Origin of the sequence: Klebsiella sp. CN_Kp075, assembly GCF_040065055.2 — a bacterium.
GTDB classification, from domain to species: Bacteria; Pseudomonadota; Gammaproteobacteria; order Enterobacterales; family Enterobacteriaceae; genus Klebsiella; species Klebsiella aerogenes.
On sequence record NZ_CM198050.1, the window covers coordinates 222,317 to 248,009 of the forward strand.

Sequence of the window (25,693 nt, forward strand, 5' to 3'; positions counted from 1 at the left end):
AGCACGATGCCTGACCCCCTCTCCCCGCGTGGGAGAGGCGGGGGGCGTATTCCCGCTATTCGGGGAATACATTTGTGAGCAATACAGACGCCTTGTCACCAGGCCTGGCGTCACTAGAGAGAATCCGGGTTATGTTGCAGTTTATTCTCCGACGTTTGGGACTCGTCATCCCGACATTTATCGGTATTACCCTTCTCACCTTTGCCTTCGTTCATATGATCCCCGGCGATCCGGTGATGATTATGGCGGGCGAACGTGGTATTTCCCCCGAACGTCACGCGCAGCTGCTGGCCGAAATGGGCCTCGATAAGCCGCTGTGGCAGCAATATGCCCATTATATTTGGGGCGTACTGCACGGTGATTTAGGGATCTCGCTGAAAAGCCGCATTCCCGTGTGGCAAGAGTTTGTGCCACGCTTCAAGGCCACCCTCGAACTGGGCGTCTGCGCGATGATTTTCGCCGTCGCCGTCGGTATTCCGGTGGGCGTGCTGGCTGCGGTAAAACGCGGCTCCATCTTTGACCATACCGCCGTGGGCCTGGCGCTGACCGGCTACTCGATGCCTATCTTCTGGTGGGGCATGATGCTGATTATGCTGGTTTCGGTACAGCTGAACCTGACGCCGGTATCCGGGCGTATCAGCGATACGGTATTCCTTGACGATACCCTGCCGCTGACCGGTTTTATGCTGATTGACACCGCCATCTGGGGTGAACAGGGCGACTTTATCGATGCCTTAATGCATATGATCCTACCCGCCATCGTGCTGGGTACGATTCCGCTGGCGGTGATCGTGCGTATGACCCGATCGTCGATGCTGGAAGTGCTGGGCGAGGATTACATCCGTACCGCTCGCGCTAAGGGGTTAACCCGCATGCGGGTGATTGTCATCCATGCGCTACGCAACGCGATGCTGCCGGTGGTTACGGTGATTGGTCTGCAGGTGGGCACGCTGCTGGCGGGCGCCATTCTGACCGAAACGATTTTTTCGTGGCCAGGTTTAGGCCGCTGGCTTATCGATGCGCTACAGCGCCGCGATTATCCAGTTGTGCAGGGCGGGGTGCTGCTGGTGGCGACGATGATTATTCTCGTCAACCTGCTGGTCGACCTGCTGTACGGCGTGGTGAACCCGCGTATCCGGCATAAGAAGTAAGGGGCCATCATGTCACAAATTACAGAAAATAAAGTTGTCGCCGCGCCGGTGCCAATGACCCCGCTGCAGGAGTTCTGGCACTATTTCAAACGCAACAAAGGGGCAGTCGTCGGGTTGGTATACGTGGCGGTGATGATTATCATCGCGGTATTCGCCAACTTTCTCGCCCCTTATAACCCGGCGGATCAGTTCCGTGATTCGCTGCTGGCGCCGCCGTTCTGGCAGGATGGCGGCAGTATGGCGCACCTGCTTGGCACCGATGACGTGGGGCGCGATATTCTCTCGCGCCTGATGTACGGCGCGCGCCTGTCGCTGCTGGTGGGCTGTCTGGTGGTAGTGCTGTCGCTGATCCTCGGCGTAGTGCTGGGGCTGGTTGCTGGCTATTTCGGCGGGGTGGTGGACTCCATCATCATGCGTGTGGTCGATATCATGCTGGCGCTGCCCAGCCTGCTGCTGGCGTTGGTGCTGGTGGCTATCTTCGGACCATCAATCGTCAATGCTTCGCTGGCGCTCACCTTCGTCGCCCTACCGCACTATGTGCGTCTGACGCGCGCGGCGGTGCTGGTGGAAGTGCACCGCGATTACGTGACCGCTTCCCGCGTGGCGGGCGCCGGCGCGATGCGCCAGATGTTCGTTAATATTCTCCCTAACTGCCTTGCGCCGCTGATCGTTCAGGCGTCGCTGGGCTTCTCTAACGCCATTCTCGACATGGCAGCGCTGGGGTTCCTCGGCATGGGTGCGCAGCCGCCGACGCCTGAGTGGGGCACCATGCTTTCCGACGTATTGCAGTTCGCGCAAAGCGCCTGGTGGGTGGTGACCTTCCCGGGCGTGGCGATCCTGCTGACGGTGCTGGCATTTAACCTGATGGGTGACGGTCTGCGTGACGCGCTCGATCCCAAACTGAAGCAGTAAGAGGTTCGAGATGGCGTTATTAAATGTAGATAAATTATCGGTGCATTTCGGCGAGCAAAATGCGCCGTTCCGCGCCGTGGACCGCATCAGCTATAGCGTGAAGCAGGGCGAAGTAGTCGGTATCGTGGGCGAGTCGGGTTCCGGTAAGTCTGTGAGTTCGCTGGCGATTATGGGCCTGATTGACTACCCCGGTCGGGTGATGGCGGACAAACTGGAATTTAACGGCCGCGATCTGCAGCGAATTTCGGAAAAAGAGCGGCGTCAGCTGGTGGGGGCGGAAGTGGCAATGATCTTCCAGGATCCGATGACCAGCCTCAACCCGTGCTTTACCGTCGGCTATCAGATAATGGAAGCGATTAAGGTCCATCAGGGCGGCAATAAGCAAACCCGCCGCCAACGGGCGATCGACCTGCTGAACCTGGTGGGTATTCCTGACCCGGCGTCGCGGTTGGACGTTTACCCGCATCAGCTTTCCGGTGGGATGAGCCAGCGCGTGATGATCGCGATGGCTATCGCCTGCCGGCCAAAACTGCTGATTGCCGATGAACCGACCACCGCGCTGGATGTGACCATTCAGGCGCAGATTATCGAACTGCTGCTGGAGTTGCAGCAGCAAGAAAATATGGCGCTGGTGTTGATTACCCATGACCTGGCACTGGTGGCGGAAGCCGCGCATAAAATTATCGTCATGTACGCGGGTCAGGTGGTGGAGACCGGGGATGCGAAAGATATCTTCCGCGCGCCGCGCCATCCTTACACCCAGGCGCTGCTGCGCGCGCTGCCAGAGTTTGCCCAGGATAAGGCGCGTCTCGCATCGCTACCGGGGGTTGTTCCGGGGAAATATGACCGCCCAAATGGCTGCCTGCTGAACCCGCGCTGCCCCTATGCCACGGATAAATGCCGGAGCGAAGAGCCCGCGCTCGCGGATCTCGACGGCGGCCGTCAGTCAAAATGCCACTACCCACTCGATGATGCCGGGAGGCCTGGATTATGAGTACGCAAAAGGCCGCCACGCAACAACCGCTGTTGCAGGCCATAGATCTGAAAAAACACTATCCGGTGAAGAAAGGGTTGTTTGCTCCGGAACGGTTGGTAAAAGCGCTGGACGGCGTCTCCTTTACCCTTGAACGCGGTAAAACGCTGGCGGTGGTGGGGGAGTCGGGATGCGGCAAATCGACGCTGGGTCGTTTGCTGACGATGATTGAAATTCCCACCGGCGGCGAGCTGTATTATCAGGGGCAGGATCTGCTCAAGCACGACCCGCAGGCGCAAAAGCTGCGGCGGCAAAAAATCCAGATTGTGTTTCAGAATCCATATGGTTCGCTGAACCCGCGTAAAAAAGTGGGGCAGATTCTGGAAGAGCCGCTGTTGATCAACAGTAGCCTGAGCAAAGAGCAGCGGCGTGAAAAAGCGCTGGCGATGATGGCGAAGGTGGGCCTGAAAACGGAACATTACGATCGCTACCCGCATATGTTCTCCGGCGGCCAGCGCCAGCGTATCGCTATTGCCCGCGGACTGATGCTGGATCCGGATGTGGTGATAGCCGATGAGCCGGTTTCCGCGCTGGATGTTTCGGTACGTGCGCAGGTGCTGAACCTGATGATGGACCTGCAGCAGGATTTAGGTTTGTCCTACGTGTTTATCTCCCACGATCTCTCGGTCGTCGAGCACATCGCTGATGAAGTCATGGTGATGTATCTTGGCCGCTGCGTGGAGAAGGGGACCAAGGACCAGATCTTTAATAACCCGTGTCATCCGTATACTCAGGCCCTGTTGTCAGCGACGCCGCGTCTGAATCCGGACGATCGACGCGAGCGCATCAAGCTCACCGGCGAACTGCCGAGCCCGCTGAATCCGCCGCCGGGCTGCGCCTTCAATGCGCGCTGCCGCCGACGCTTTGGCCCATGCACTCAGCTTCAGCCGCAGCTTAAGGATTACGGTGGCCAACTGGTGGCCTGCTTTGCCGTTGATCAGGATGAGAATCCCGAGAAAGCGCGGGCGTGATGGGAAGCGGGTTGTCGCGTGATGATTTCTGCGGGGGAGGGCTGGAATGCGCCTCGCAGATTGCCAAAGGGCGTGGTGAAGGCGATGACAAGGAGCAGTAGAATCGACGCCAAGCCGGGTTCGCCCGGTGAGGCGCAATGTTGCGGGGGCTTGAACCCCGGCGGCATAGATAAGTTGCTGGAAAGAGAAAACCCTCGCACGTTGCTGGTGTTAACCAGGCAACTGAACGAGGGCTATCACTAACTCCAGACAAGTTAAAGATAGCCGCGAACGGTTGCCATTGCAATACAGGCGGCTCTATGACGCTCACACAGTTAGGTCTGATCTTATGGGACGATCTGGCGGCGCCGATAATTGCTGGCATTGTGGTCAGCATTATCGTCAGCTGGATGCACAACCAGAAGTGACGGACCGGCGGGCGTGAGTCTGCTGCGTTGGCAATTTGCGCCCGAACAGGCCGCAGGAATTCTCCTGCGGCCTTTTTCGTCTTTACTGCGGATACGGCACCCAACTGCCGCCGTTTAGCTGCACGTAGGGTTTGCCCTGATACTGAATGACAATGGCGTTGGAGTTTTCTGATACCGCCGCGGTCTGCGGCAGATTTGCGGTGTATTGCTGCCAGTTGACGTTATCTTCGGTAAACATCTTACCGTCCAGGGCGCGCACCACCAGTTCAGAAACCGCGAGGTAGCTGGAAGGCTGAGTGATTTCCACCGCGGCGCCCTGATGCGGAGCCTTCATGCCGAAGAATTTCACCGCCGCAGGTACGTTGGTAATCGACGGGCTTGGGATATCGCGCAGCCCGGAAACCTGCATCTTATCCCCCTTCAGCGCGGCGCCGTGTTCCGGCACCACCACCACCATCACTTTACGCCCCGATTTTTCCAGTTCGGTGAAGAAGGCGTCCAGCTCATCAAAGAACTTCTGCGCGCGGGCTTTATAGTCGGCCGTTTTGCTTTGGCCGGGATAATGGTTGCCATCGTGCAGCGGCAGCGTGTTGTAGAAGGTCGCGGTACGGGGCGTGTTAAGCTTCTCGGTAGACTGTAGCCAGCGATCGAGCGTCGCCTGGTCGTCGTAAACCGGCGATCCGTCGAAGCCTTGCAGGATTACCGGCAAACCGCTCTGATCCATCAGCGGACTCTGCATGCCGCCGAGCGAGCGAACCTCTTTGAGGAAGTCGCCGAATACGCCGTTATGCCCCAGCATCAGCTGTTGGGTAAAGCCGAGTTTGGCCAGATTTTCGAACAGGTAGCACTCGTTGCCAGACGGCTGATACAGGTTGTTATGCGATAGCTGGCCGCAGCTGGCGCGCAGCAGGCGAACGGCTGCCGGGCCGCTGTAGGAAGTGGCGGAGTTAAAGTTTTTGAAGAGGATATCGAAATGTTTCCACAGCGGATGATCCATCAACCCGGCAGCCTCAATGTCTGACCATGACAGGGAACAGATATTAATAACCAGCAGATCGAACGGCTGCGCATCCCCAGGCAGCTGATCCGGGAACGGTGTTTTTCTTTTCTGTTCAGAAGCATAGAAAGTTTTCAGCCAATTGCTAAGGTTAGCTGAGGTTGGCGGTTCGGTCTGCGGCGGGATATCGCCGCTGGCGGCGGCGCTGGTTGATGCCGCGGCTGTTGTCGTTCCACCGGTCGTTGCCGCCGGCGTGGCCGCTGCGGTGGTCGGCTGCCCGGCGGGCCATAAAGTAAAGGAGGGCAGCAGCGGGCTGATAACCAGCCAGACCATGATCGCCGAAACGAAGACGGTAACGCGCAGCCATTGACTGATGAATAGCCACAGCACCAGCAGCACAAAGAAGGCGCCGACCATATTCCAGTTAATAAAACGGGTGATCAGGTCCCAGATGTAATCGGCGCTGAAACCGGCGATTTGCGAGCCCTGGCTCATGATGCTTTCCGGACCCGGTAACCAGGTGTCATGCCAGAACAGGGCAAAGCCGAGCGGAATCGCTATCCAGTGGCGTATCCGGTGCAGTTTTTCACGGGGGATCGGCACCAGCAAAAAGGCGAGGAACACCAGGTTGAGCATTGGATGGAAGTTCAGGTATCCCGCCCACAGCAGGGCAAACTTCACGAGAAAATAGAAGTTCCAGCCGGACAGGCCGCGCCAGTACTGCCATAGCGGAAGCGGCGTAGCGGTAGTTTTTGCTTTGGTCATTTTTTCGGTTTGCCCTGCCTGGTCGCGCTCTCCCGGCGCAGTACGCCGGCCGGTTTCACGAAACGGGGTTTAAAGAACATCAAACGTAAAGTGGTGCGAATACGGCGCTGATAATGACGCGTCAGGTATCCCAGCGGGAAAAATAGCAGGGCGCACAATACGATCAGCTGAATGATATCGGCGATAGACATCATGACCGCGGTTCTCCGTCGGTGGAGAGTCGCCAGGGTTCAGGGATTCGCCGCCACTGGCGCCCATCGTGTTTAACGTTAAGGGCTTCGTTTTTGCCCACCGTAATCGGCAGCGGCGTGTTCCAGTTGTCAGGAGATATGCCGCGCATCAACAGGATTTCCGCGGAAATTTGCTTATCTTCGAACCAAATCATACGGTTAGAGAAAATGTCTCCGGTCGGTAAAGGGAAGATATGGTTTAACGCCGTGTCCAGGTCATTTACCCGGCAAAACGATAAAAACAGCACTAATCGATTATTACCGATCGTCGCGATATCGCCCATGCGGTTGGGTTTACAAAGGGTTAACGCCTGTTCGACACGTAGCCCCGGCGCGGGGCGCAGCGCCACCATTACCCCTTTGCTATCCGGCGGCAGCAGCGTGTTGGCCATGATATTGCTGACCGCTTCACAGAAGGCGTCCCACTTTTGATAACCGCGAAGTTTAAGCGGCCGGCTCCAGGTCAACAGCGTGTTGAAGTCTTCCGGAACGTGGCGAGTAAATTTCTGCTTTTGCACGCTTTCAATAAGCGTGAGGCATCGAGAAAGCCCGGCGCTGCAGGGGATTACCATGTTGGCGCCGCTGCTTAACAGCAAGCGTTCATCGGTGGCGCGCAGGCTCGGCGTTTGTTCACGTACCACGATTTTTAAGGCGCTGCCGCGCTGGCGACGCAGGGTATGGATATAGCGTCCGAGCTGCTCTATTTGCTCATTTTGGGTAATGGAAAATAGCAAGGTGGCCGCCTGCGCGGTACGACCGGCTTCAAAGACGGCGTCATTGGTTTCGAACAGCGTCCAGTATTCGGAAAGCGCAGGCGCCCCTTCCAGCACGCGCAAATTACTGAGGACGATTTTTTCGTCGCTACGCGGTTGCACTGCCGCTTCTTCGCTCTGCGCCAGCCGCCAGCCCTCATCATCGTGTAAAATAACCAGCTGCTGCTGCGCGCTAATACCTTTCTCACTGCCCCACCACGCGATATCAAATAGATGGCTATCGCCCTGATAACGAATGCTCGCCAGCCCGGAAAGGGCGCGGTACTGGCGTAATAACGGAGAAAGTTGTTTGTCGGTATCATTAGCCGAATTAAGTACCATAAGAGAGCAGTTATGGTATTTGGCCCATCGATTAGATTTTTCTACCCAATGGAGTAATTCTTCTGTTTTTATATTTTGCCAGGAATTTTCTGTACATAGCAGAATAAATAAATAGTTGCCAGGTTCCATAGAACAAAGTATGTCGCGGTGCAACTCCTGCAGGCCTTCCGGGCGATCTGGCATCGTGAATAATGCGATTTTATCAGGACCGCGATATTTTCTTAATGATATGACTTCATTAGGTTTTTTACCCATTATTATGGCGGCGACCTTGCTTTCCGGAGCCTGGCTTTCCAGCGTTTGATTCAGCAGGCTGACGGCGTCGGCATAGCGGTCGACATTAAGCCACCATACCCCGCCAACGGGCATATGGCATACTTCGTCCCATAATGATGAAATACCCAATGTATATACAATATCCACGATGTTCCTCGCGTGCCCTATTTACAATGATTAGTTTACTAGCGAAAGCGTGAGAGTAAACCTAACATTGAAATTAAAGGACATCAGTTTTAGCATGTACACGTAATTTTAGGGATGAGCGGTTTCCACTTCCTGGTTTTATAATGTGTTTTTCGAATGGACAGAGAAATGCCGGAAAAAGACCCTACGGTACCTGGCGATGCAACGCTGGGATATACCTTCCAAAATGATTTCCTGGCATTAAGCCGGGCATTTTCCCTGCCGGATATTGATTACCACGACATTTCCCGACGCGAACAGCTCGCTGCGGCGTTGCAACGCTGGCCGCTGTTGGCCGAATTAGCTGAGAAAAAGTAAGGAAGCCGTCGATGGCGATTCTGGGATTACAAGGCATACGCGGCGGCGTAGGCACCACATCTATTACCGCCGCACTGGCCTGGGCGCTACAGCTGCTCGGTGAAACCGTGCTGGTGGTCGATGCCAGCCCGGACAATATGCTGCGCTTTTTCTTCAACGTTGATTTCGACCATCGCAACGGCTGGGCGCGCTCGTTGATTGACGGAGGTGACTGGCGCGACGCCGGGCTGCGCTACACCGCGCATATCGATCTTCTGCCGTTTGGCCGCCTGACGCCTGGCGAACGTGAGCACGTTGATAAGTTCAGTCCGACGCTGGAACCTATCGCGGAGCAAATCAAATTGCTCGACCAGCAGGGGAGCCACCGCTGGCTGCTGATTGATATACCCGAAGGCTACTCTCCGCTTACCCGCGAATTGCTGAACGTTTGCCATCGCGCTCTACAGGTTGTGCATCCCGACGGCAACAGCCATATTCGCCTGCATCAGCAGGCGCTGCCTGCTAATGCGGATATTTTGATTAACGACCTGCGCGTCGGCAGCCAGCTACAGGAAGATCTCTATCAACTGTGGCTGGAAAGCCAGCGCCGTATTCTGCCGGTCACGATTCACCGCGATGAAGCGATGGCGGAATGTCTGGCGGCTAAACAGCCGCTTGGCGAATATCGCCAGGATTCGCTGGCGGCGGAAGAGGTGCTGACGCTGGCCAACTGGTGTCTGCTGCACTATGCCAGAGAGGGAGCGGCATGATCCGCCTGAGTACGTTGCTGCTGGCGCCGCCGGTGGGCGAGCGCTTGAGCGCACGTTATGATGACTATCGTCAGCATGGCGCGTCGGTGCTTTCAGCTTTTCTCGGTTGCCTGTGGGTGTCGTTGGCGTGGGCGTTAATGCCGCTTGAGACGCCGCGCTGGCAAGCTATTCGCGAACACCACGGCGACTATTTTCCGCATATTAATCCGCATCGCCCACGCCCGTTAGATCCGATACGCTATTTGCTGCAGTCGCTCTGGCTACTGGCGACCCGGGTGCCGGAACCGGATAAAAAAATTAACTGGCGCTCGCTGGCGGCGCTGGAAGGGGTTCACGGGCGCTACGCGCAGTGGATGGAAAAATTACCGGAAAAGGTCAACACCCGTACCGGCCATCTCGATAAGCAGAAAGAGCTTGAGCACCTGCATCCACAGCTGCGGCGGCTGGTGCTGGGTACCATCACCTTCTTCTCGCTGATTCTGGCGCTGTTGTGTATCACCCAGCCGTTTAACCCGCTGTCGCAATTTATTTTCCTGCTGCTGTTGTGGGGCGTCGCGCTGCTGGTGCGGCGTATTCCGGGGCGTTTCTCCGCCCTGATGTTGATCGTGTTGTCGCTGACCGTTTCCTGTCGCTACATCTGGTGGCGCTATACCTCCACGCTGAACTGGAACGATCCGGTCAGCCTGGTGTGCGGGTTGATTTTGCTGTTTGCCGAAACCTACGCCTGGATTGTGCTGGTGTTGGGCTATTTCCAGGTGGTGTGGCCGCTCAATCGCCAGCCGGTGCCGCTGCCGGAAGATATGAACGAATGGCCGACGGTGGATATCTTCGTCCCGACCTACAACGAAGATCTTAGCGTGGTGAAAAATACTATCTACGCGTCGCAGGGTATCGACTGGCCAAAGGATAAGCTCAATATCTGGATCCTTGATGACGGCGGGCGCGAAGAGTTTCGCCAGTTCGCGAAAGATGTCGGCGTCCATTACATCGCGCGTACCAGCCACGAACATGCCAAGGCCGGTAATATCAACAATGCGTTGAAGTATGCGAAGGGCGAGTTCGTCTCTATTTTCGACTGCGACCACGTGCCGACCCGCTCCTTCCTGCAGATGACCATGGGCTGGTTCCTGAAGGATAAAAAGCTGGCGATGATGCAGACGCCGCACCACTTTTTCTCGCCGGATCCGTTCGAACGCAACCTGGGCCGTTTTCGTAAAACGCCAAATGAAGGGACGCTGTTTTACGGCCTGGTGCAGGACGGCAACGATATGTGGGATGCGACCTTTTTCTGCGGATCCTGCGCGGTCATTCGCCGCGGCCCGCTGGATGAAATCGGCGGTATCGCCGTCGAGACGGTCACCGAGGATGCCCACACCTCACTGCGCCTGCATCGTCGTGGCCATACCTCCGCCTATATGCGCATCCCGCAGGCGGCGGGGCTGGCGACGGAAAGCTTGTCGGCGCATATCGGCCAGCGTATTCGCTGGGCGCGCGGAATGGTGCAGATTTTCCGTCTTGATAACCCGCTGTTTGGTAAAGGTTTGAAGCTGGCGCAGCGTATCTGCTACGTCAACGCGATGCTGCACTTTTTGTCCGGTATCCCGCGGCTTATCTTCCTCACCGCGCCGCTGGCATTCCTGCTGTTACACGCCTATATCATCTATGCGCCAGCGCTTATGATCGCGCTGTTCGTGCTGCCGCATATGATCCATGCCAGTCTGACGAACTCGAAGATCCAGGGCAAGTACCGCCACTCCTTCTGGAGTGAAATCTACGAAACGGTGCTGGCATGGTATATCGCGCCGCCGACCTTCGTCGCGCTGATTAACCCGCACAAAGGCAAGTTCAACGTCACCGCCAAAGGCGGACTAGTGAAAGATGAGTATGTCGATTGGGTTATCTCACGCCCCTATATTTATCTGGTGTTGCTTAATCTGGTGGGCGTGGCGGTCGGCATCTGGCGCTTTATGTACGGACCCGAGAACGAAATTTTAACCGTCTGGGTCAGCATCATCTGGGTGTTTTATAACTTAATCATCCTCGGCGGCGCCGTGGCGGTGTCGGTGGAGAGCAAGCAGGTGCGGCGTTCGCACCGCGTAGAGATGTCGATGCCGGCGGCGATTGCCCGCCCGGATGGCCACCTGTTCTCCTGTACCGTTCATGACTACTCTGACGGCGGCCTGGGGATAAAAATTCACGGCGACGCGCGGGTACTGGAAGGGCAACATGTGAATTTGCTGCTCAAACGCGGACAGCAAGAATACGTCTTCCCGGTTCGCGTCGCGCGGGTCAACGGCGGTGAAGTCGGCCTGCAATTGCTGCCGCTGACTAACCAGCAACATATTGATTTTGTGCAGTGTACGTTTGCCCGCGCTGATACGTGGGCGCTTTGGCAGGACAGCTTCCCGGAAGATAAGCCGATGGAAAGCCTGCTGGATATCCTCAAGCTGGGGTTCCGTGGATATCGTCACCTGGCGGAGTTCTCGCCGCCGTCGGTGAAGGTTATTTTCCGCTCGCTCACCTCGCTGGTGGCCTGGATTGTATCGTTTTTGCCGCGCCGTCCCGAACGCGCCGCGGCGGTGCTTTCGGCAGAACCAGCAATGGCTCAACAATGATGATAATGCGATGAAAAGAAAACTTTCCTTGATTTGTGCAGTGGCGGTGGGAATGAGCAGCTGGTACCCCTTCGCAACATTTTCGGCTCCGGCGGCGACGCCGAATGCCGCGGTGGTCGACGCTCCCGCCACAACGGGTGCGGCCCAGCCAGCGCCGGTGATTATCGATGGCCAGCCGACGGCGGCGGTTATCGATCCTGCCGCGCCGGTGGTGGTGGCGGACAACATTCCCTCTCGCGACGTGAAGCTGACTTTTGCGCAAATCGCGCCGCCGCCGGGGAGTATGGTGCTACGCGGTTCGCACCCAGAGGGCGCCGTGGAATTCGGCATGCGCAGTGATGAAGTGGTCGCCAAAGCGCTGCTCAATCTTGACTACACGCCGTCGCCATCGCTGCTGCCGGTGCAGTCGCAGCTGAAGGTTTATCTCAACGACGAGCTGATGGGCGTACTGCCGGTCACCAAAGAGCAACTGGGTAAAAAAGTGAGCGCCCAGATCCCCGTCGATCCACTGTATATCACCGATTTTAACCGCGTGCGGTTGGAGTTTGTCGGCCACTATCGCGACGTTTGCGAAAACCCGGCCAGCAGTACGCTGTGGCTCGATATCGGCCGTGAGAGCTCGCTGGATTTAACCTATCAGTCGCTGCAGGTACGTAACGACCTGTCCCACTTCCCGGTACCGTTCTACGACTCGCGCGACAACCGTCCGCTGACGTTGCCGATGGTTTTTGCTGCTGCGCCTGACGTCAAACAGCAGCAGGCGGCGGCGATTGTCGCCTCCTGGTTTGGCAGCAAGGCCGGCTGGCGCGGTCAGCAGTTCCCGGTCCACTTCAATGAGATACCGGAACGCAACGCTATCATCTTCGCCACCAACGATAAGCGTCCGGACTTCCTGCGCGACCATCCGCCGGTGAAAGCGCCGACCATCGAAATGGTCAACCACCCGAGCAACCCGTACGTCAAGCTGCTGGTGATCTTCGGTCGCAACGATCAAGACCTGCTGGTGGCGGCGAAGGGTATTGCCCAGGGCAATATTCTGTTCCGCGGCGATAGCGTGGTAGTGGATGGCGTGAAAGAGTTGAAGGCGCGCCAGCCGTATGACGCGCCGAACTGGGTCCGTACCGACAGACCGGTGACTTTCGGCGAGCTGAAAACCTATGAGCAGCAGCTGCAATCAAGCGGCCTGGTGCCAGATTCGATTAACCTGGCGCTGAATCTACCGCCGGATCTATACCTGCTTCGCGCCAACGGCATCGATATGGATCTGAAATATCGCTATACCATGCCGCCTATCAAAGACAGCTCGCGGATGGATATCAGCCTTAACGATCAGTTCCTGCAGTCGTTTAGCCTCAATAGCTCGCAGGATGTGAATAAGCTAATTTTACGCCTGCCGGTGCTGCAGGGGCTGTTGGATGGCCAGAACCAGGTGACCATACCCGCGCTGCGTCTTGGCGCGATGAACCAGCTGCGCTTCGATTTTCAGTACATGAACCCGATGCCCGGCGGCAACATCGATAACTGTATTACCTTCCAGCCGGTGCAGAACCACGTGGTGATCGGCGATGACTCCACCATCGACTTTTCGAAGTATTACCACTTCCTGGCGATGCCGGATCTGCGCGTCTTCGCTAATGCCGGTTTCCCGTATACCCGCATGGCCGATCTTTCTCAGACGCTAATCGTGGTGCCGAAAACGCCTGATGCGGGTCAGGTTGAGACGCTGCTGCAGGCGGTAGGCGGCATCGGCGCGCAGACCGGGCTGGCGGCTATCAACGTGCAGATGACCGACGACGGCAACCAGATTAAGGGCAAAGATGCCGATCTGATGCTGATTGGCGCTATTCCGCCGTCGCTGAAAGACGATACCAAAATCAATCTACTGGTCGAGGCGACCAAAAGCTGGGTGAAAACGCCGATGCGTCATTATGACCTGGCAAGCATCTATCCGGATGATGACGCGCGCACGCCGCATACGCGAACCGACATCACCTCTTCCGGGCCGATGGCGGCCATTATTGGCTTCCAGTCGCCGTACAACGATCAGCGCAGCGTGATCGCCCTGATGGCCGATAGCCCACGCGGTAACGAGCTGCTCACAAACGCCTTAAATGACAGCGGTAAACGGGCGGCGATGTTCGGTTCGGTGGCGGTGATTCGTGAATCCGGCGTCAATAGCCTGCGGGTTGGCGATATCTATTATGTCGGCCACCTGCCGTGGTTCGAGCGCATCTGGTTTGCGCTCTCCAGCCATCCGATACTATTGGCTATTCTGGCGGCCGTCAGCATTGTGCTGCTGGCGTGGGTGCTGTGGCGCATGCTGCGTATTCTCAGCCGTCGCCGTCTTGATCCTGATGATGAGTAATTGCTGATGAACGCATTTCGTGGGGTACTTCTCTCGGTTTTAATGCTGGCGGCGGGGCAGGTGAGCGCCGCCTGCCAGTGGCCCGCCTGGGAGCAGTTTAAAAAAGCGTATGTCAGCGCCGAAGGACGAGTCATCGACCCCAGCGATGCGCGCAAAATCACTACCTCCGAAGGGCAAAGCTACGCGTTGTTCTTCGCCCTGGCGGCCAACGATCGTCAGGGCTTCGATAAGCTATTTCAGTGGACGCAGAACAACCTGGCGCAAGGCGATCTGCGCGCCCATCTGCCGGGATGGCTATGGGGGAAAAAGAGCGAGGATGAATGGACGGTGCTGGACACCAATTCGGCATCGGATTCTGATTTGTGGATTGCCTGGGCGCTGCTGGAAGCCGGACGCCTGTGGAAGGTTGATAACTATACTGAGGTAGGAAAAGCGCTGCTGGCGCGGATTGCCGATGAAGAAGTCGCTGATGTTCCGGGACTGGGGCCGTCGGTACTGCCGGGGAAAGTCGGTTTCGCGGACGACAAGGGCTGGCGCTTTAATCCAAGCTATCTGCCGCCGCAGCTCGCCACCTACTTTACCCGCTTTGGCGCGCCGTGGCCGAAGATCCGCGACAGCAATCTGCGGCTGCTGCTGGAAACGGCGCCGAAAGGCTTCTCGCCGGACTGGGTGCGCTATGAGAAAGGCAGCGGCTGGCAGCTGAAAACCGATAAGCCGATTATTGGTAGCTATGACGCTATTCGCGTCTATCTGTGGGTCGGGATGCTCAATAACGCCGATAAACAAAAAGCGCCGCTGTTGGCGCGTTTCAAACCGATGGCGACTCAGACGATCAAACAGGGATTGCCGCCGGAAAAAACCAATATCGCCAGCGGGAAAACCACCGGTGAGGGTCCGGTTGGTTTCTCCGCTTCCATGTTGCCGTTTTTACAAGATGAGGACGCCCGCGCGCTACAGCGCCAACGGGTCGCCGATCATTATCCCGACGCGGATGCCTACTATAGCGCGGTGCTGACGCTGTTCGGCCAGGGGTGGGATCAACATCGTTTTCGTTTCGCCGCAGGTGGCGAATTACAACCTGACTGGAACCAGGAATGCGCAAGTTCTCACTAAGCTTCATCACGCTGTCTGTCGGTCTCGCACTACTGCCGCTGGCGCAGGCGGCGAATACCCCTGCGCAGCAGCATCTGCTGGAACAAGTGCGTCTCGGCGAGGCAAGCAGCCGTGAAGACCTGGTACGTCAGTCGCTTTATCGACTGGAATTGATCGACCCGAATAACCCGGATTATCTCGCCGCGCGGGCTCGCTACCTCCTGCGTCAGGGCGACACCGCCGGCGCGCAAAAGCAGCTCGATCTGCTGGCGAAACTGGCCCCTGACTCAGCGGCATTGAAAGCGACGCGCAGCGAGATCGATCTCAGCGGAGGCAAAGGACAGCAAGAGCTGCAGCAGGCGCGCCTGCTCGGCGTGGCCGGAAAGGTCGATGAAGCCATCGCCGCCTATGAAAAGCTCTTCGGCGGCGTCCCGACGGATACCGAAGCGGCTATCGAATACTGGACGCTGGTGGCGCGATTGCCCGCTCGCCATAGTGAAGGCGTTAGCCAGCTAAAAAAACTCAATGCCAGTACCCCGGATAACGTCACTCTGCTGACCTCGCTGGCGAAACAGATGTTTTCAGATAACAAGCAGCAGGAAGGCTTCGCCTATCTGGAACAGATGGCGCGTTCGGCTTCAGGTCGCGGTATCGCGGCAGATATGTGGCTCGGCGAAATTAAAACTATGCCGGTCAGCAGCGGCAGCGTTCAGGCATTACAGCGATTCCTGCTCTTGTTCCCCGCCGGATCCGCCGCCGCTAATGCCCGGCTGCTGCTGGCGCAGCAACAAACTCAACTGAAAGATCCGACCTTCCGCGCTAAAAGCGAAGGACTGGCGGCGGTGAAATCCGGCAATGCGGCGCAGGCGGTGGCCGATCTGCAGCAGGCGGTACGCGCCGATGCCCGCGATAGCGATGCCGTCGGCGCGCTGGGCGCCGCTTACTCACAGCGCGGCGACCGGGTGCGGGCGGTGGCGCAGCTCAATAAAGCGATCGCGATGGATCCGAAAAGCCCGAATCGCGATAAGTGGGACAGTCTGCTGAAGACCAACCGCTATTGGCTGTTGATTAAACAGGGTGATAACGCGCTGAAAGCAGGCCAACTGGCGCAGGCGCAAAATGCTTACGCCCAGGCGCAGCGGGTGGATAACACTGACAGCTACGCGGTACTGGGGTTAGGCGATGTCGCCGCGGCGCGCAAAGATGACGCCGCTGCCGAGCGCTACTATCGACAGGCGCTGCGGATGGATCGCGGCAATAACCTCGCGGTACGCGGTCTGGCGAATGTTTATCGCCGTGAGTCGCCTGAAAAAGCCAGCGCCTATATTGCCAGTCTCCCTGCCAGCCAACGGCGCAGTATTGATGATATCGAACGCAGTCTCACCAACGATCGGCTGGAAAAACAGGCTGAAGCGCTGGAAAGCCAGGGCAGCTGGGCGCAGGCCGCGGAGGTGCAGCGGCGGCGTCTGGCGTTGGATCCAGAAAGCGTGTGGATAACCTATCGGCTAGCGAAAGATCTGGTCAGCGCCGGCCAGCGGCCGGAAGCGGACGCGCTGATGCGTAACATGGCCAACCGCAAGCCGGGCGATGCCGAACGGATTTACGCCTACGGGCTCTATCTGTCCGGTAATAATCAGGATGATGCGGCGCTGGCGCAAATTAACGCGCTGCCGCGCGGACAGTGGACCGATAATATCCGTGAGCTGGAAGAGCGTCTGCAAAGCGACAAAGTGATGCGCGAGGCCAACCAACTTCGCGATAGCGGGCAGGAAGCGCAGGCTATTGCCTTGATTAAACGGCAGCCGGAATCGGTACGCTACGATCTGGCATTGGCGGATTGGGCGCAGCAGCGCGGCGATAGCGCAGAGGCGATAGCCCAGTACCATCGGGTGCTGAGCCAGCAGGCTGATAATGGCGATGCGCGCCTTGGCCTGGCGGAAGTCTATCTTGCCGAGGGCGATAAAAATGCCGCCCGCGCGCAGGTCGCGCAGTTGAAGGATGCGGATACGGAATCGATCAACATGCAGCGCCGGGTAGCGTTGGCCCGCGCCGGATTTGACGATACCGCGGGCGCGCAACAAATATTCGACCGCATCGTGCCGCAGGCGAAAAGCCAGCCGCCGTCGATGGAAAGCGCGCTGGTGCTGCGTGATGCCGCGCGCTTCCAGACGCAAAGCGATCAACCACAGCAGGCCCTGGAAAGCTATAAAGACGCGATGGTAGCCTCTGGCGTGACCCGCGTTCGCCCGCAGGATAATGACACCTTTACCCGCCTGACCCGCAACGATAGCCAGGATGACTGGCTGAAGCGCGGGATCCGCAGCGACGCCGCCGATCTTTATCGCCAGCAGGATCTTAACGTTACCCTTGAGCACGACTACTGGGGATCGAGCGGCACCGGCGGTTATTCAGACCTCAAAGCGCACACCACCATGCTGCAGGTGGACGCGCCGCTGTATGACGGACGGATGTTCTTCCGTACCGATGTGGTGAATATGAACGCCGGGACGTTTTCCACCAATAGCGACGGCGGCTACTCGCCGAGCTGGGGGACCTGCGGCGAAATTAGCTGCTATGGCGGCAGCAAAAATCAGAGCGACGGCGGCGCCAGCGTGGCGGTCGGCTGGAAGAACGACACCTGGAGCGGCGATATCGGCACTACGCCGATGGGCTTTAACGTGGTCGATGTCGTGGGGGGACTGAGTTATAGCGGCGATGCCGGGCCGGTCGGCTATACCGTCAACGTCCACCGGCGGCCCATTTCCAGCTCGCTGCTCTCCTTCGGCGGGCAAAAAGATAACCCTAACGACGGCCACACCGGTACCACCTGGGGCGGGGTACGCGCCGCCGGCGGCGGTATCAGCCTGAGCTACGATAAAGGCGAGGCGAACGGCATCTGGTCATCGTTGGGTGCGGACCAACTCACCGGCAAAAACGTCGAGGACAACTGGCGCGTGCGCTGGATGACCGGTTACTACTATAAAGCGATCAATGAAAATAATCGCCGGGTGACCGTCGGCCTGACCAATATGATCTGGCACTACGACAAAGACCTCAGCGGCTACACGCTGGGTCAGGGCGGTTACTACAGCCCGCAGGAGTATCTCTCTTTCTCGGTGCCGGTCATCTGGCGTCAGCGTACCGAAAACTGGTCATGGGAACTCGGCGGTTCGGTGTCATGGTCCCATTCGCGCACGCAAACTCAGGCGCGCTATCCGTTGCTGAATTTGATTCCGTCGCAGTATCGCTACGAGGCCAGCCAGCTAAAAGAAGAGGGCGGCAGCAGCCAGGGCTTCGGTTATACCGCACGGGCGCTGGTGGAACGGCGAGTTACCGGCAACTGGTTTGTCGGCGCGGCGGTGGATATTCAGCAGGCCAAAGATTACACGCCGAGCCACGCGCTGCTGTACGTGCGCTATTCCGCTTCCGGTTGGCAGGGCGACATGGATATGCCGCCGCAGCCGTTGGTACCTTATGCGGATTGGTAGCAGATTAGCCTGATTTCTACGTCTAATCGCCAATCCACCCCGCTGTTCGCGTATACTCGCCGTACCTCGCCCGCCGCTTTCGGGAAGAACCCGTCTTGCGGGCGAGAGCGAACAATTTGCGTATATAATCAGCCTGAAAACGACCGGTAGTGATGGATCTCGCCGGATAGTCGTTCAGTTTCAGTGGAGAACACAGTTGCGCGTCAGCCGCTCACTTACAATTAAACAGATGGCGATGGTCGCGAGCGTGTCCATGGCGTTTGTCCTGGTCTTTTGTTCCATTTTACTGTTTCACTTTGTGCAACAGAGTCGCTATACCACGGCCACGCAATTAGAAAGTATCGCCCGTTCCGTTCGCGAACCGCTGTCGGCGGCAATTTTGAAAGCCGACATTCCCGAAGCGGAAGCCATTCTGGGCCGCATTCAGCCTGCTGGCATCGTCAGCCGGGCGGATGTGGTGCTACCGAATCAATTCCAGGCGCTGCGGATGCGCTTTATTCCCGAACGCCCGGTGCCGGTGATGATCACTCGCCTGTTTGAACTGCCGGTGCAGATATCTCTGCCAATCTACTCGCTGGAACGCCCGGCTAACCCGCAGCCGCTGGCTTATCTGGTGCTGCAGGCGGATTCCTATCGCATGTACAAATTCGTCATGAGCGCGCTTGCTACGTTAGTGACTACTTACTTACTTTTGGTGCTGGTTTTAACGGTAGCGCTCACCTGGTGCATCAACCGACTGATTGTTCGGCCGCTGCGCGCCATCGCTCGCGAGCTCAACGATATTCCGCCTCAGGATCGTCTCGGGCATCAACTGAGCCTACCGCGACTGCACCAGGACGATGAAATCGGCATGCTGGTGCGCTGCTACAACCGCAATCAGCAGTCCTTGTTGCGCCAGCATGATGAGCTATCGCTGCAATCGACCCGTTTTCCGGTGTCTGAGCTCCCCAACAAAGCTTTTCTGATGGCGATGCTGGAGCAGACCGCGACCCGTCCGCAGCCTTCGGCGCTGCTGGTGGTGGCGTGTGAAACCCTGCAAGATGCCGCGGGCGTCCTGAAAGAGAGCCAGCGCGAGATGCTGCTCTTAACGCTGGTCGAGAAACTAAAAGCGGTTATCCCGGCCAATATGGTACTGGCGCAGGTGAGCGGTTACGATTTCGCCATTTACGCGCCCGGACTTAGCGAGCCTTGGGAAGCGGTTTCGCTAAGTAAGCGAGTGCTCACTTCTATTAGCGAGCGATTGCCGCTGCACGGTGTCCAGCTGCGCCCTTGCGCCAGCGTTGGCATCGCGATGTTTAATAGCGAGCTGAATGCCGAGCAGTTCTATCGCCGTGCGGTTTCCGCCGCGGTGACGGCGCGGCGTAAGGGTAAAAATCAGATCGAGTTCTTTGACCCTGAGCAGATGGAAAAAGCCCAGCGCCGGTTAATGGAAGAGCATGACATCCTCACCGCGCTCGATAATCAGCAGTTCGCCATCTGGTTCCAGCCGCAGGTGGATATTGCCAGCGGCGATATTTGCGGTGCGGAAGTTCTGCTGCGTCAGCGACAGGCCGATGGCAGCTGGTCGCTACCGTGCGATCTGATCGAGCGTATTGAAAACTGCGGGTTGATGGTGCCGGTAGGTTATTGGGTAATGGAAGAAGCCTGCCGTCAACTGGCAGCCTGGCAGCAACAAGGGATCATGCTGCCGCTGTCGGTGAACGTCTCTCTCCTGCAACTGCTGCATCCCGAGCGCGGCGTTGAGCTACTGGCGCTCATTGAACGCTACCGTATCGCCCCGGGCACGCTGGTGCTGGAGGTGACGGAAAGCCGCCGTCTTGACGATCCGCAGGCGGTGATTGCCCTGCTGCGCCCGCTGCGCGACGCCGGTACGCGCATTGCGCTGGATGATTTCGGCATGGGTTATGCCGGGTTGCGCCAGCTGCAACATATGAAATCGCTGCCGGTGGATATCCTGAAAATCGACAAGGCGTTTATTGATATGGTGCCGGATGATACCAGCATGGTCCCGGCGATAATTCAGCTCGCACGCGGGCTCAAGCTGCGGATTGTCGCTGAGGGCGTCGAAAAAGAAGAACAGCTGAAATGGTTGCAAGCGGCGGGGGTGGACATCGCTCAGGGTTACCTGTTTGGTTGCGCCTTACCGCTGGAAAGCTTTATGCAGCGCTTCCTGCACGCTGAAAAGGATGATGCAAGTTTGTAACATTTTTAGTTGTTTGTGCGAGTCAGCTCAAATATTTTAACAATTCCGTTGCAACTTAGCGGTTACTTATTTCTGAAATGTTTCCAGGGTGTTATTTTTAAGCCACAGACACAGATAACCTTTCATTGTCTGTGGTTATTCCCAAAGGACACCCTATGAAACTCTCTCTCTTCAAAAGCCTCTATGTCCAGGTTTTATCGGCCATAGCCATCGGTATTTTGCTGGGCCATTTCTACCCGGAACTTGGCGCGCAGATGAAACCGTTCGGCGACGCCTTCGTAAAACTGATTAAAATGGTCATTGCTCCGGTTATCTTCTGTACCGTTGTGACAGGGATTGCCGGAATGGAAAGCATGAAGGCCGTCGGTCGTACCGGTGCGGTGGCGTTACTCTACTTTGAAGTGGTGAGTACCATTGCGTTGATTATCGGTCTTATCATTGTCAACGTGGTGCAACCCGGCGCGGGCATGAACGTCGATCCGGCGACGCTTGACGCGCACGCGGTGGCGGTCTACGCCGAGCAGGCTAAAGATCAGGGTGTTGTCGCCTTCTTACTCGATATTATCCCGGGCAGCGTAATTGGCGCTTTCGCCAGCGGTAATATTTTGCAGGTGCTGATGTTTGCCGTCCTGTTTGGCTTTGCGCTGCATCGTTTAGGTAGCAAAGGCCAGCTGATTTTCAACGTCATTGAAAGCTTCTCGCAGGTCATTTTCGGCATCATTAACATGATTATGCGCCTGGCGCCGATCGGCGCTTTCGGGGCGATGGCCTTCACTATCGGTAAATACGGCGTCGGTACCCTCGTACAGCTGGGTCAACTGATCATCTGCTTCTACATCACCTGTATTCTGTTCGTGGTGCTGGTGCTGGGTTCTATCGCGCGGGCCACCGGCTTTAGCATCTTCAAGTTCATTCGCTATATCCGCGAAGAGCTGCTGATTGTGCTGGGTACTTCCTCTTCGGAGTCCGCGCTGCCGCGAATGCTGGATAAGATGGAGAAGTTGGGTTGCCGCAAATCGGTGGTGGGGCTGGTAATACCGACCGGCTACTCCTTTAACCTCGACGGTACCTCCATCTACCTGACGATGGCGGCGGTGTTCATCGCCCAGGCCACCAATAGCCATATGGATATCTTCCATCAGATTACCTTGCTGGTGGTGCTGCTGCTCTCTTCGAAAGGGGCGGCGGGCGTTACCGGTAGCGGATTTATCGTACTGGCGGCAACCATCTCCGCGGTGGGGCATCTGCCGGTGGCGGGTCTGGCGCTGATTCTCGGTATCGACCGCTTTATGTCGGAAGCGCGCGCGTTGACCAACCTGGTGGGTAACGGCGTGGCGACCGTGGTCGTCGCGAAATGGGTGAAAGAACTCGATGCCAAACAGCTCGATGATGTGTTGAATAACCGCGTTCCCGCGGACAAATCACAAGAATTATCCTCGTAATTCCTCATGTTATGCCCATGGACTATGGGCTCCTGCGCAAAATTAGGTATCATTCCCCTTCTGGGGGAATGATACCTCATGATTATTTTACGTCTTCATGCGACATTTTCGCCTTCGCGTGGTCTAACCGACGTATTTGATTCACCACCTTTTTCGGCAATCCGACGATGGGTTGCCTATGTAACCAGGAATGTTCATCAGGGGTTCACATGCAGGGCACAAAAATTCGACTCTTAACCGGTGGTTTGCTGATGATAGCGACGGCCGGTTCTGTGCAGGCAGAAGCGCTCCAGCCGGACCCGGCCTGGCAACAGGGGACTTTGGCGAACGGTTTTTCGTGGCAGGTACTGGCCACGCCGCAGCGTCCTAGCGATCGCGTCGAAGTCCGCCTGGCTGTGAATATTGGCTCGCTGAGCGAAAGCACTCAGCAGAGCGGCTTCAGTCATTTCATTCCGCGCCTGGCGCTGACCCAAAGCGGCAGCCTCCCGACAATGCAGGCGCGTTCGCTGTGGCAGCAGAGTATTGACCCGAAGCGTCCTCTGCCGCCGGCGATCGTTTCGTACGATTTCACCTTGTTTAATCTGAGCCTGCCGAACAACCGCAACGACCTGCTTAAAGAGGCGTTGAACTGGCTGGCGGACGCTAACGGTAAGTTGAGCATCACCCAGCAAGCGGTCAATCATGCGCTGCAGGGCAGCGATATGGTGGCGACCTGGCCGCTGGATACTCAGGAAGGCTGGTGGCGCTATCGCCTGAAGGGCTCGACGATGCTCGGTCACGATCCGGCAGCACCGCTGAAGCAACCGGTTGATATTAAACAGCTGAAAGAATTTTATCAGAAATGGTACACCCCGGACGCGATGACGCTGATTGTCGTCGGCAACGTCGATAGCCGCAGCGTCGCGGAGCAAATCAACAAAATCTTCGGCGAACTGAAAGGTAAACGCGAGACGCCGGCGGCGGTGCCAACGCTTTCACCTCTGCCGGCTACGCCGGTCAGCATCATGACCGAGGCCGTGCGTCAGGATAAGCTGTCGATCATGTGGGATTCCCCATGGCAGCCGATCCGCGATTCCGCCGCGCTGCAGCGCTACTGGCGCGATGACCTGGCTCGGGAAGCGCTGTTCTGGCACGTGCAGCAGAACCTGAGCAAAAGCAATGTAAAAGATATCGGCCTCGGTTTTGATTGCCGCGTGCTGTACCAGCGCGCCCAGTGCGCAATCAATATCGACTCGCCGGGCGAACGCCTGAACGCCAACCTGAGCGCGGTATCGCGCGAGCTGGCGAAGGTGCGCGACAACGGCCTGCCGCAGGAAGAGTTTGATGCGCTGATTGCGCAGAAAAACCTCGAACTGCAAAAGCTGTTCGCTACCTATGCGCGCACGGATACCGATATTCTGATTAGCCAACGCATGCGTTCGCTGCAAAATCAGGTGGTGGATATCGCGCCGGAGCAGTATCAAAAGCTGCGCCAGGAGTTCCTTAACTCACTGACGGTCGACATGTTGAACCAGTATCTGCGCCAGCAGTTATCGCAGGATATGGCGCTGGTGCTGCAGCAGCCGAAAGGCGAGCCGGAGTACAACATGAAGGATCTGAAAGCGACGTGGGAAAAACTGATGGCGCCAGCGCCTGCTGCTGCGGTGAGCGCCACGCCGGATGCGGCTGATGCGCATAATGAGGCGACGGATATTCCTCCAGCGCAGTAGATACTGTTATCAGTTTGCAACGGTTTTGGTCGGGGAAAATATGTGCTTTGTGTTAATTCCGAGCACATTGCGCTCCCGATATTTCTTCTGCGTTATGCCTCTCATGGCGCAGGGAGCGCACAGAGGGCGGCCAGTCGCAGCCGCCCCCTGTACCCCCGGGCTCTGGCCGCCAAAATCGCCACTTCGTGGTACCTTCGACTTATCCCTGCAGGCTTCGGGTCGGGCCGAGGCCGCGTCCTTGCAAAACACGGCCCTCAGCCCGCATCCATGCGGGCTGCCCCGGCCTTCCTGGAACGTCTCAGCGATTTTGAGGCCACCAACACCGGCAGTTTCAGTAGTCATGGGTACAAAGGAAGAGTTAAAAGCTTCAGTTGCAATGGCAATGGCAATGGCAATGGCAATGGCCGTAGGCCGGGTAAGGCGTTAGCCGCCACCCGGCGCAAAATCTGCTCTGCGTCCACCGCCTGTGGTACGGTTCGTGCGGCCTCAAAATCCCCGGTGGCGCTACCGCTTACCGGGGCTACAGCACTGTTCGATTTGGTAGCCCTGCTAAGCGCAGCGCAAGCAGGGGGAATCGGAGCTTAGTCCGGCATCGCTTCGCGCGGGATAATCGCCCCGCGATACTGGATAACCGTGCTGGCGGTGAGGTGTCCGCGTTTCGCCGCGGATTCCGCGTCGCCGCCGGTCAGGCGCACCGCCAGATAGCCGGCGCTGAACGAATCGCCCGCCGCGGTGGTATCCACCACTTTCTCTTTCGCCAGCTTCACCGCGGGCACCTCCAGCAGCGGCAGGCCGGCAATCGCCACCAGACAGGAGTCGGCGCCGCGCTTCACCACCACCTCTTCGACGCCAGCGGCGTGGGTACGGGCGATAACCTCGGCAACCGGTACCGCTCCCCACAGCGCATCCTCATCATCCAGCGTCAGAAAAGCGATATCGGTACATTCCAGCATTTGCTGGTACACCTGGCGAGTCTCTTGCTGGCTGGCCCACAGGCGCGGACGGTAGTTGTTATCGAAAATCACTTTCCCGCCGTTAGCGCGGCATTCGCGCAGCAGCGTGAGCAGCTTTTCCCGGCTGGACGGGCTGAGGATGGCGAGGCTGATACCGCTCAGATAAAGGTAATCAAAGGTCGCCAGCTCTTCACAGATGGCGTCCGCGCGCTCGCTTTCGAGCCAGAATTTGGCCGCCGCTTCGTTGCGCCAGTAGTAGAAGGTGCGCTCGCCGGTCTCGTCCGTTTCAATGTAGTAGAGGCCAGGCAGGCGGTCAGCCATGCGCTGAATCAGATCGGTTTTTACCTGCTCGCCCTGCCAGGATTCCAGCATCTGCTGGCTGAAGGTGTCGGTGCCCAGCGCGGTCACGTAGTGCACGCTAAGGGCATCCGCGCTGGTCTGGCGCGCGATGTAGACCGATGTGTTTAAGGTGTCGCCACCGAAACCGCGATTCACCGCCGCGTTTTTCTCTGACAGTTCAATCATGCATTCGCCAATCACGGCAATTTTCTTAGACATAGTGCTGACCTGAAATTGAATCGAAATTAGCGGTAGTTTGCGCTGGGCACCCGGCATGGTCAATCATATTAAAACATCGTTCCATTATTTTTTGACCTGACGCGCAAAATGTGACGAAAAGCGCATTTGGCGGATGAATCTCCGCTCTTCAACTATAGTGAGGAGTGACGAGACGCAAA

The 25,693-nt window shown here is 57.5% G+C and carries 18 protein-coding genes; 14 read left to right on the forward strand and 4 right to left on the reverse strand.

From position 1 onward, the window contains the following. Positions 1-131 precede the first annotated feature (131 nt). The 5 genes from dppB (at position 132) to ABLV78_RS01065 (ending at position 4,474) form a co-directional block, all read left to right on the forward strand. Positions 132-1,151 (forward strand): dipeptide ABC transporter permease DppB, encoded by a 1,020-nt coding sequence (gene dppB / locus ABLV78_RS01045; RefSeq protein WP_002921786.1) that lies wholly within the window; start codon positions 132-134, stop codon positions 1,149-1,151. A 9-nt stretch (positions 1,152-1,160) separates the two neighbouring features. After that, positions 1,161-2,063, forward strand: a complete 903-nt coding sequence (dppC, locus tag ABLV78_RS01050; RefSeq protein ID WP_045390783.1) for a dipeptide ABC transporter permease DppC — start codon at positions 1,161-1,163, stop codon at positions 2,061-2,063. A 10-nt stretch (positions 2,064-2,073) separates the two neighbouring features. Continuing rightward, the gene (gene dppD / locus ABLV78_RS01055; protein WP_045390786.1) at positions 2,074-3,057 is read left to right on the forward strand and encodes a dipeptide ABC transporter ATP-binding protein; all 984 of its coding nucleotides are present in this window, start codon (positions 2,074-2,076) and stop codon (positions 3,055-3,057) included. After that, a complete protein-coding gene (dppF, locus tag ABLV78_RS01060) occupies positions 3,054-4,067 on the forward strand; it encodes a dipeptide ABC transporter ATP-binding subunit DppF (RefSeq protein WP_047047786.1) in 1,014 nt (337 codons plus the stop codon). The genes dppD and dppF overlap by 4 nt, the downstream gene beginning before the upstream one ends. A gap of 299 nt (positions 4,068-4,366) precedes the next feature. Beyond that, the gene (locus ABLV78_RS01065; protein ID WP_015703763.1) at positions 4,367-4,474 is read left to right on the forward strand and encodes a type I toxin-antitoxin system toxin Ldr family protein; all 108 of its coding nucleotides are present in this window, start codon (positions 4,367-4,369) and stop codon (positions 4,472-4,474) included. 82 nt (positions 4,475-4,556) lie between these two features. On the opposite strand, the gene bcsG is transcribed toward ABLV78_RS01065, so the two are convergent. Genes bcsG through bcsE form a run of 3 tightly spaced genes read right to left on the reverse strand, consistent with a single transcriptional unit; the run spans position 4,557 to position 7,983 of the window. Beyond that, a complete protein-coding gene (gene bcsG, locus ABLV78_RS01070; protein ID WP_047047789.1) occupies positions 4,557-6,236 on the reverse strand; it encodes a cellulose biosynthesis protein BcsG in 1,680 nt (559 codons plus the stop codon). After that, on the reverse strand, positions 6,233-6,430 hold the full coding sequence (bcsF, locus tag ABLV78_RS01075) for a cellulose biosynthesis protein BcsF (protein ID WP_045390791.1): 198 nt from the start codon (positions 6,428-6,430) through the stop codon (positions 6,233-6,235). The genes bcsG and bcsF overlap by 4 nt, the downstream gene beginning before the upstream one ends. Continuing rightward, on the reverse strand, positions 6,427-7,983 hold the full coding sequence (gene bcsE, locus ABLV78_RS01080; protein ID WP_047047793.1) for a cellulose biosynthesis protein BcsE: 1,557 nt from the start codon (positions 7,981-7,983) through the stop codon (positions 6,427-6,429). Before bcsE ends, bcsF begins: the two co-directional genes overlap by 4 nt. Before the next feature lie 168 nt (positions 7,984-8,151). Here bcsE and bcsR point away from each other — a divergent pair, with 168 nt between their 5' ends. The 9 genes from bcsR to ABLV78_RS01125 all read left to right on the forward strand — a co-directional run bounded on the left by bcsR (position 8,152) and on the right by ABLV78_RS01125 (position 24,003). Then, the gene (gene bcsR / locus ABLV78_RS01085; RefSeq protein WP_045390797.1) at positions 8,152-8,340 is read left to right on the forward strand and encodes a cellulose biosynthesis protein BcsR; all 189 of its coding nucleotides are present in this window, start codon (positions 8,152-8,154) and stop codon (positions 8,338-8,340) included. Between the two features lie 11 nt (positions 8,341-8,351). Next, positions 8,352-9,089 (forward strand): cellulose biosynthesis protein BcsQ, encoded by a 738-nt coding sequence (bcsQ, locus tag ABLV78_RS01090; RefSeq protein WP_047047797.1) that lies wholly within the window; start codon positions 8,352-8,354, stop codon positions 9,087-9,089. Beyond that, positions 9,086-11,704: a UDP-forming cellulose synthase catalytic subunit gene (gene bcsA, locus ABLV78_RS01095; protein WP_045390803.1), complete on the forward strand. Its 2,619-nt coding sequence runs from the start codon at positions 9,086-9,088 to the stop codon at positions 11,702-11,704. The genes bcsQ and bcsA overlap by 4 nt, the downstream gene beginning before the upstream one ends. A 10-nt stretch (positions 11,705-11,714) precedes the next feature. Next, positions 11,715-14,069 carry a cellulose biosynthesis cyclic di-GMP-binding regulatory protein BcsB gene (gene bcsB / locus ABLV78_RS01100; RefSeq protein WP_045390806.1) on the forward strand — a complete coding sequence of 785 codons (2,355 nt, stop codon included), beginning with the start codon at positions 11,715-11,717 and terminating at the stop codon, positions 14,067-14,069. A 6-nt stretch (positions 14,070-14,075) separates the two neighbouring features. Continuing rightward, positions 14,076-15,182: a cellulose synthase complex periplasmic endoglucanase BcsZ gene (gene bcsZ / locus ABLV78_RS01105; RefSeq protein ID WP_045390827.1), complete on the forward strand. Its 1,107-nt coding sequence runs from the start codon at positions 14,076-14,078 to the stop codon at positions 15,180-15,182. Beyond that, on the forward strand, positions 15,164-18,649 hold the full coding sequence (gene bcsC, locus ABLV78_RS01110; protein WP_047047801.1) for a cellulose synthase complex outer membrane protein BcsC: 3,486 nt from the start codon (positions 15,164-15,166) through the stop codon (positions 18,647-18,649). Before bcsZ ends, bcsC begins: the two co-directional genes overlap by 19 nt. A gap of 196 nt (positions 18,650-18,845) precedes the next feature. Continuing rightward, positions 18,846-20,852 (forward strand): biofilm formation regulator HmsP, encoded by a 2,007-nt coding sequence (gene hmsP / locus ABLV78_RS01115; RefSeq protein WP_047047804.1) that lies wholly within the window; start codon positions 18,846-18,848, stop codon positions 20,850-20,852. Between the two features lie 155 nt (positions 20,853-21,007). After that, entirely contained in the window at positions 21,008-22,294 is a 1,287-nt protein-coding gene (locus ABLV78_RS01120) for a dicarboxylate/amino acid:cation symporter (RefSeq protein ID WP_015369244.1), read from the forward strand. Positions 22,295-22,503: 209 nt separating this feature from the next. Then, positions 22,504-24,003, forward strand: coding sequence for a M16 family metallopeptidase (locus ABLV78_RS01125; RefSeq protein ID WP_047047807.1), 1,500 nt, complete (start codon positions 22,504-22,506; stop codon positions 24,001-24,003). Positions 24,004-24,584: 581 nt separating this feature from the next. Here ABLV78_RS01125 and kdgK read toward each other — a convergent pair. Beyond that, a complete protein-coding gene (gene kdgK, locus ABLV78_RS01130) occupies positions 24,585-25,514 on the reverse strand; it encodes a 2-dehydro-3-deoxygluconokinase (protein ID WP_047048053.1) in 930 nt (309 codons plus the stop codon). Between the last annotated feature and the right edge of the window lie 179 nt (positions 25,515-25,693).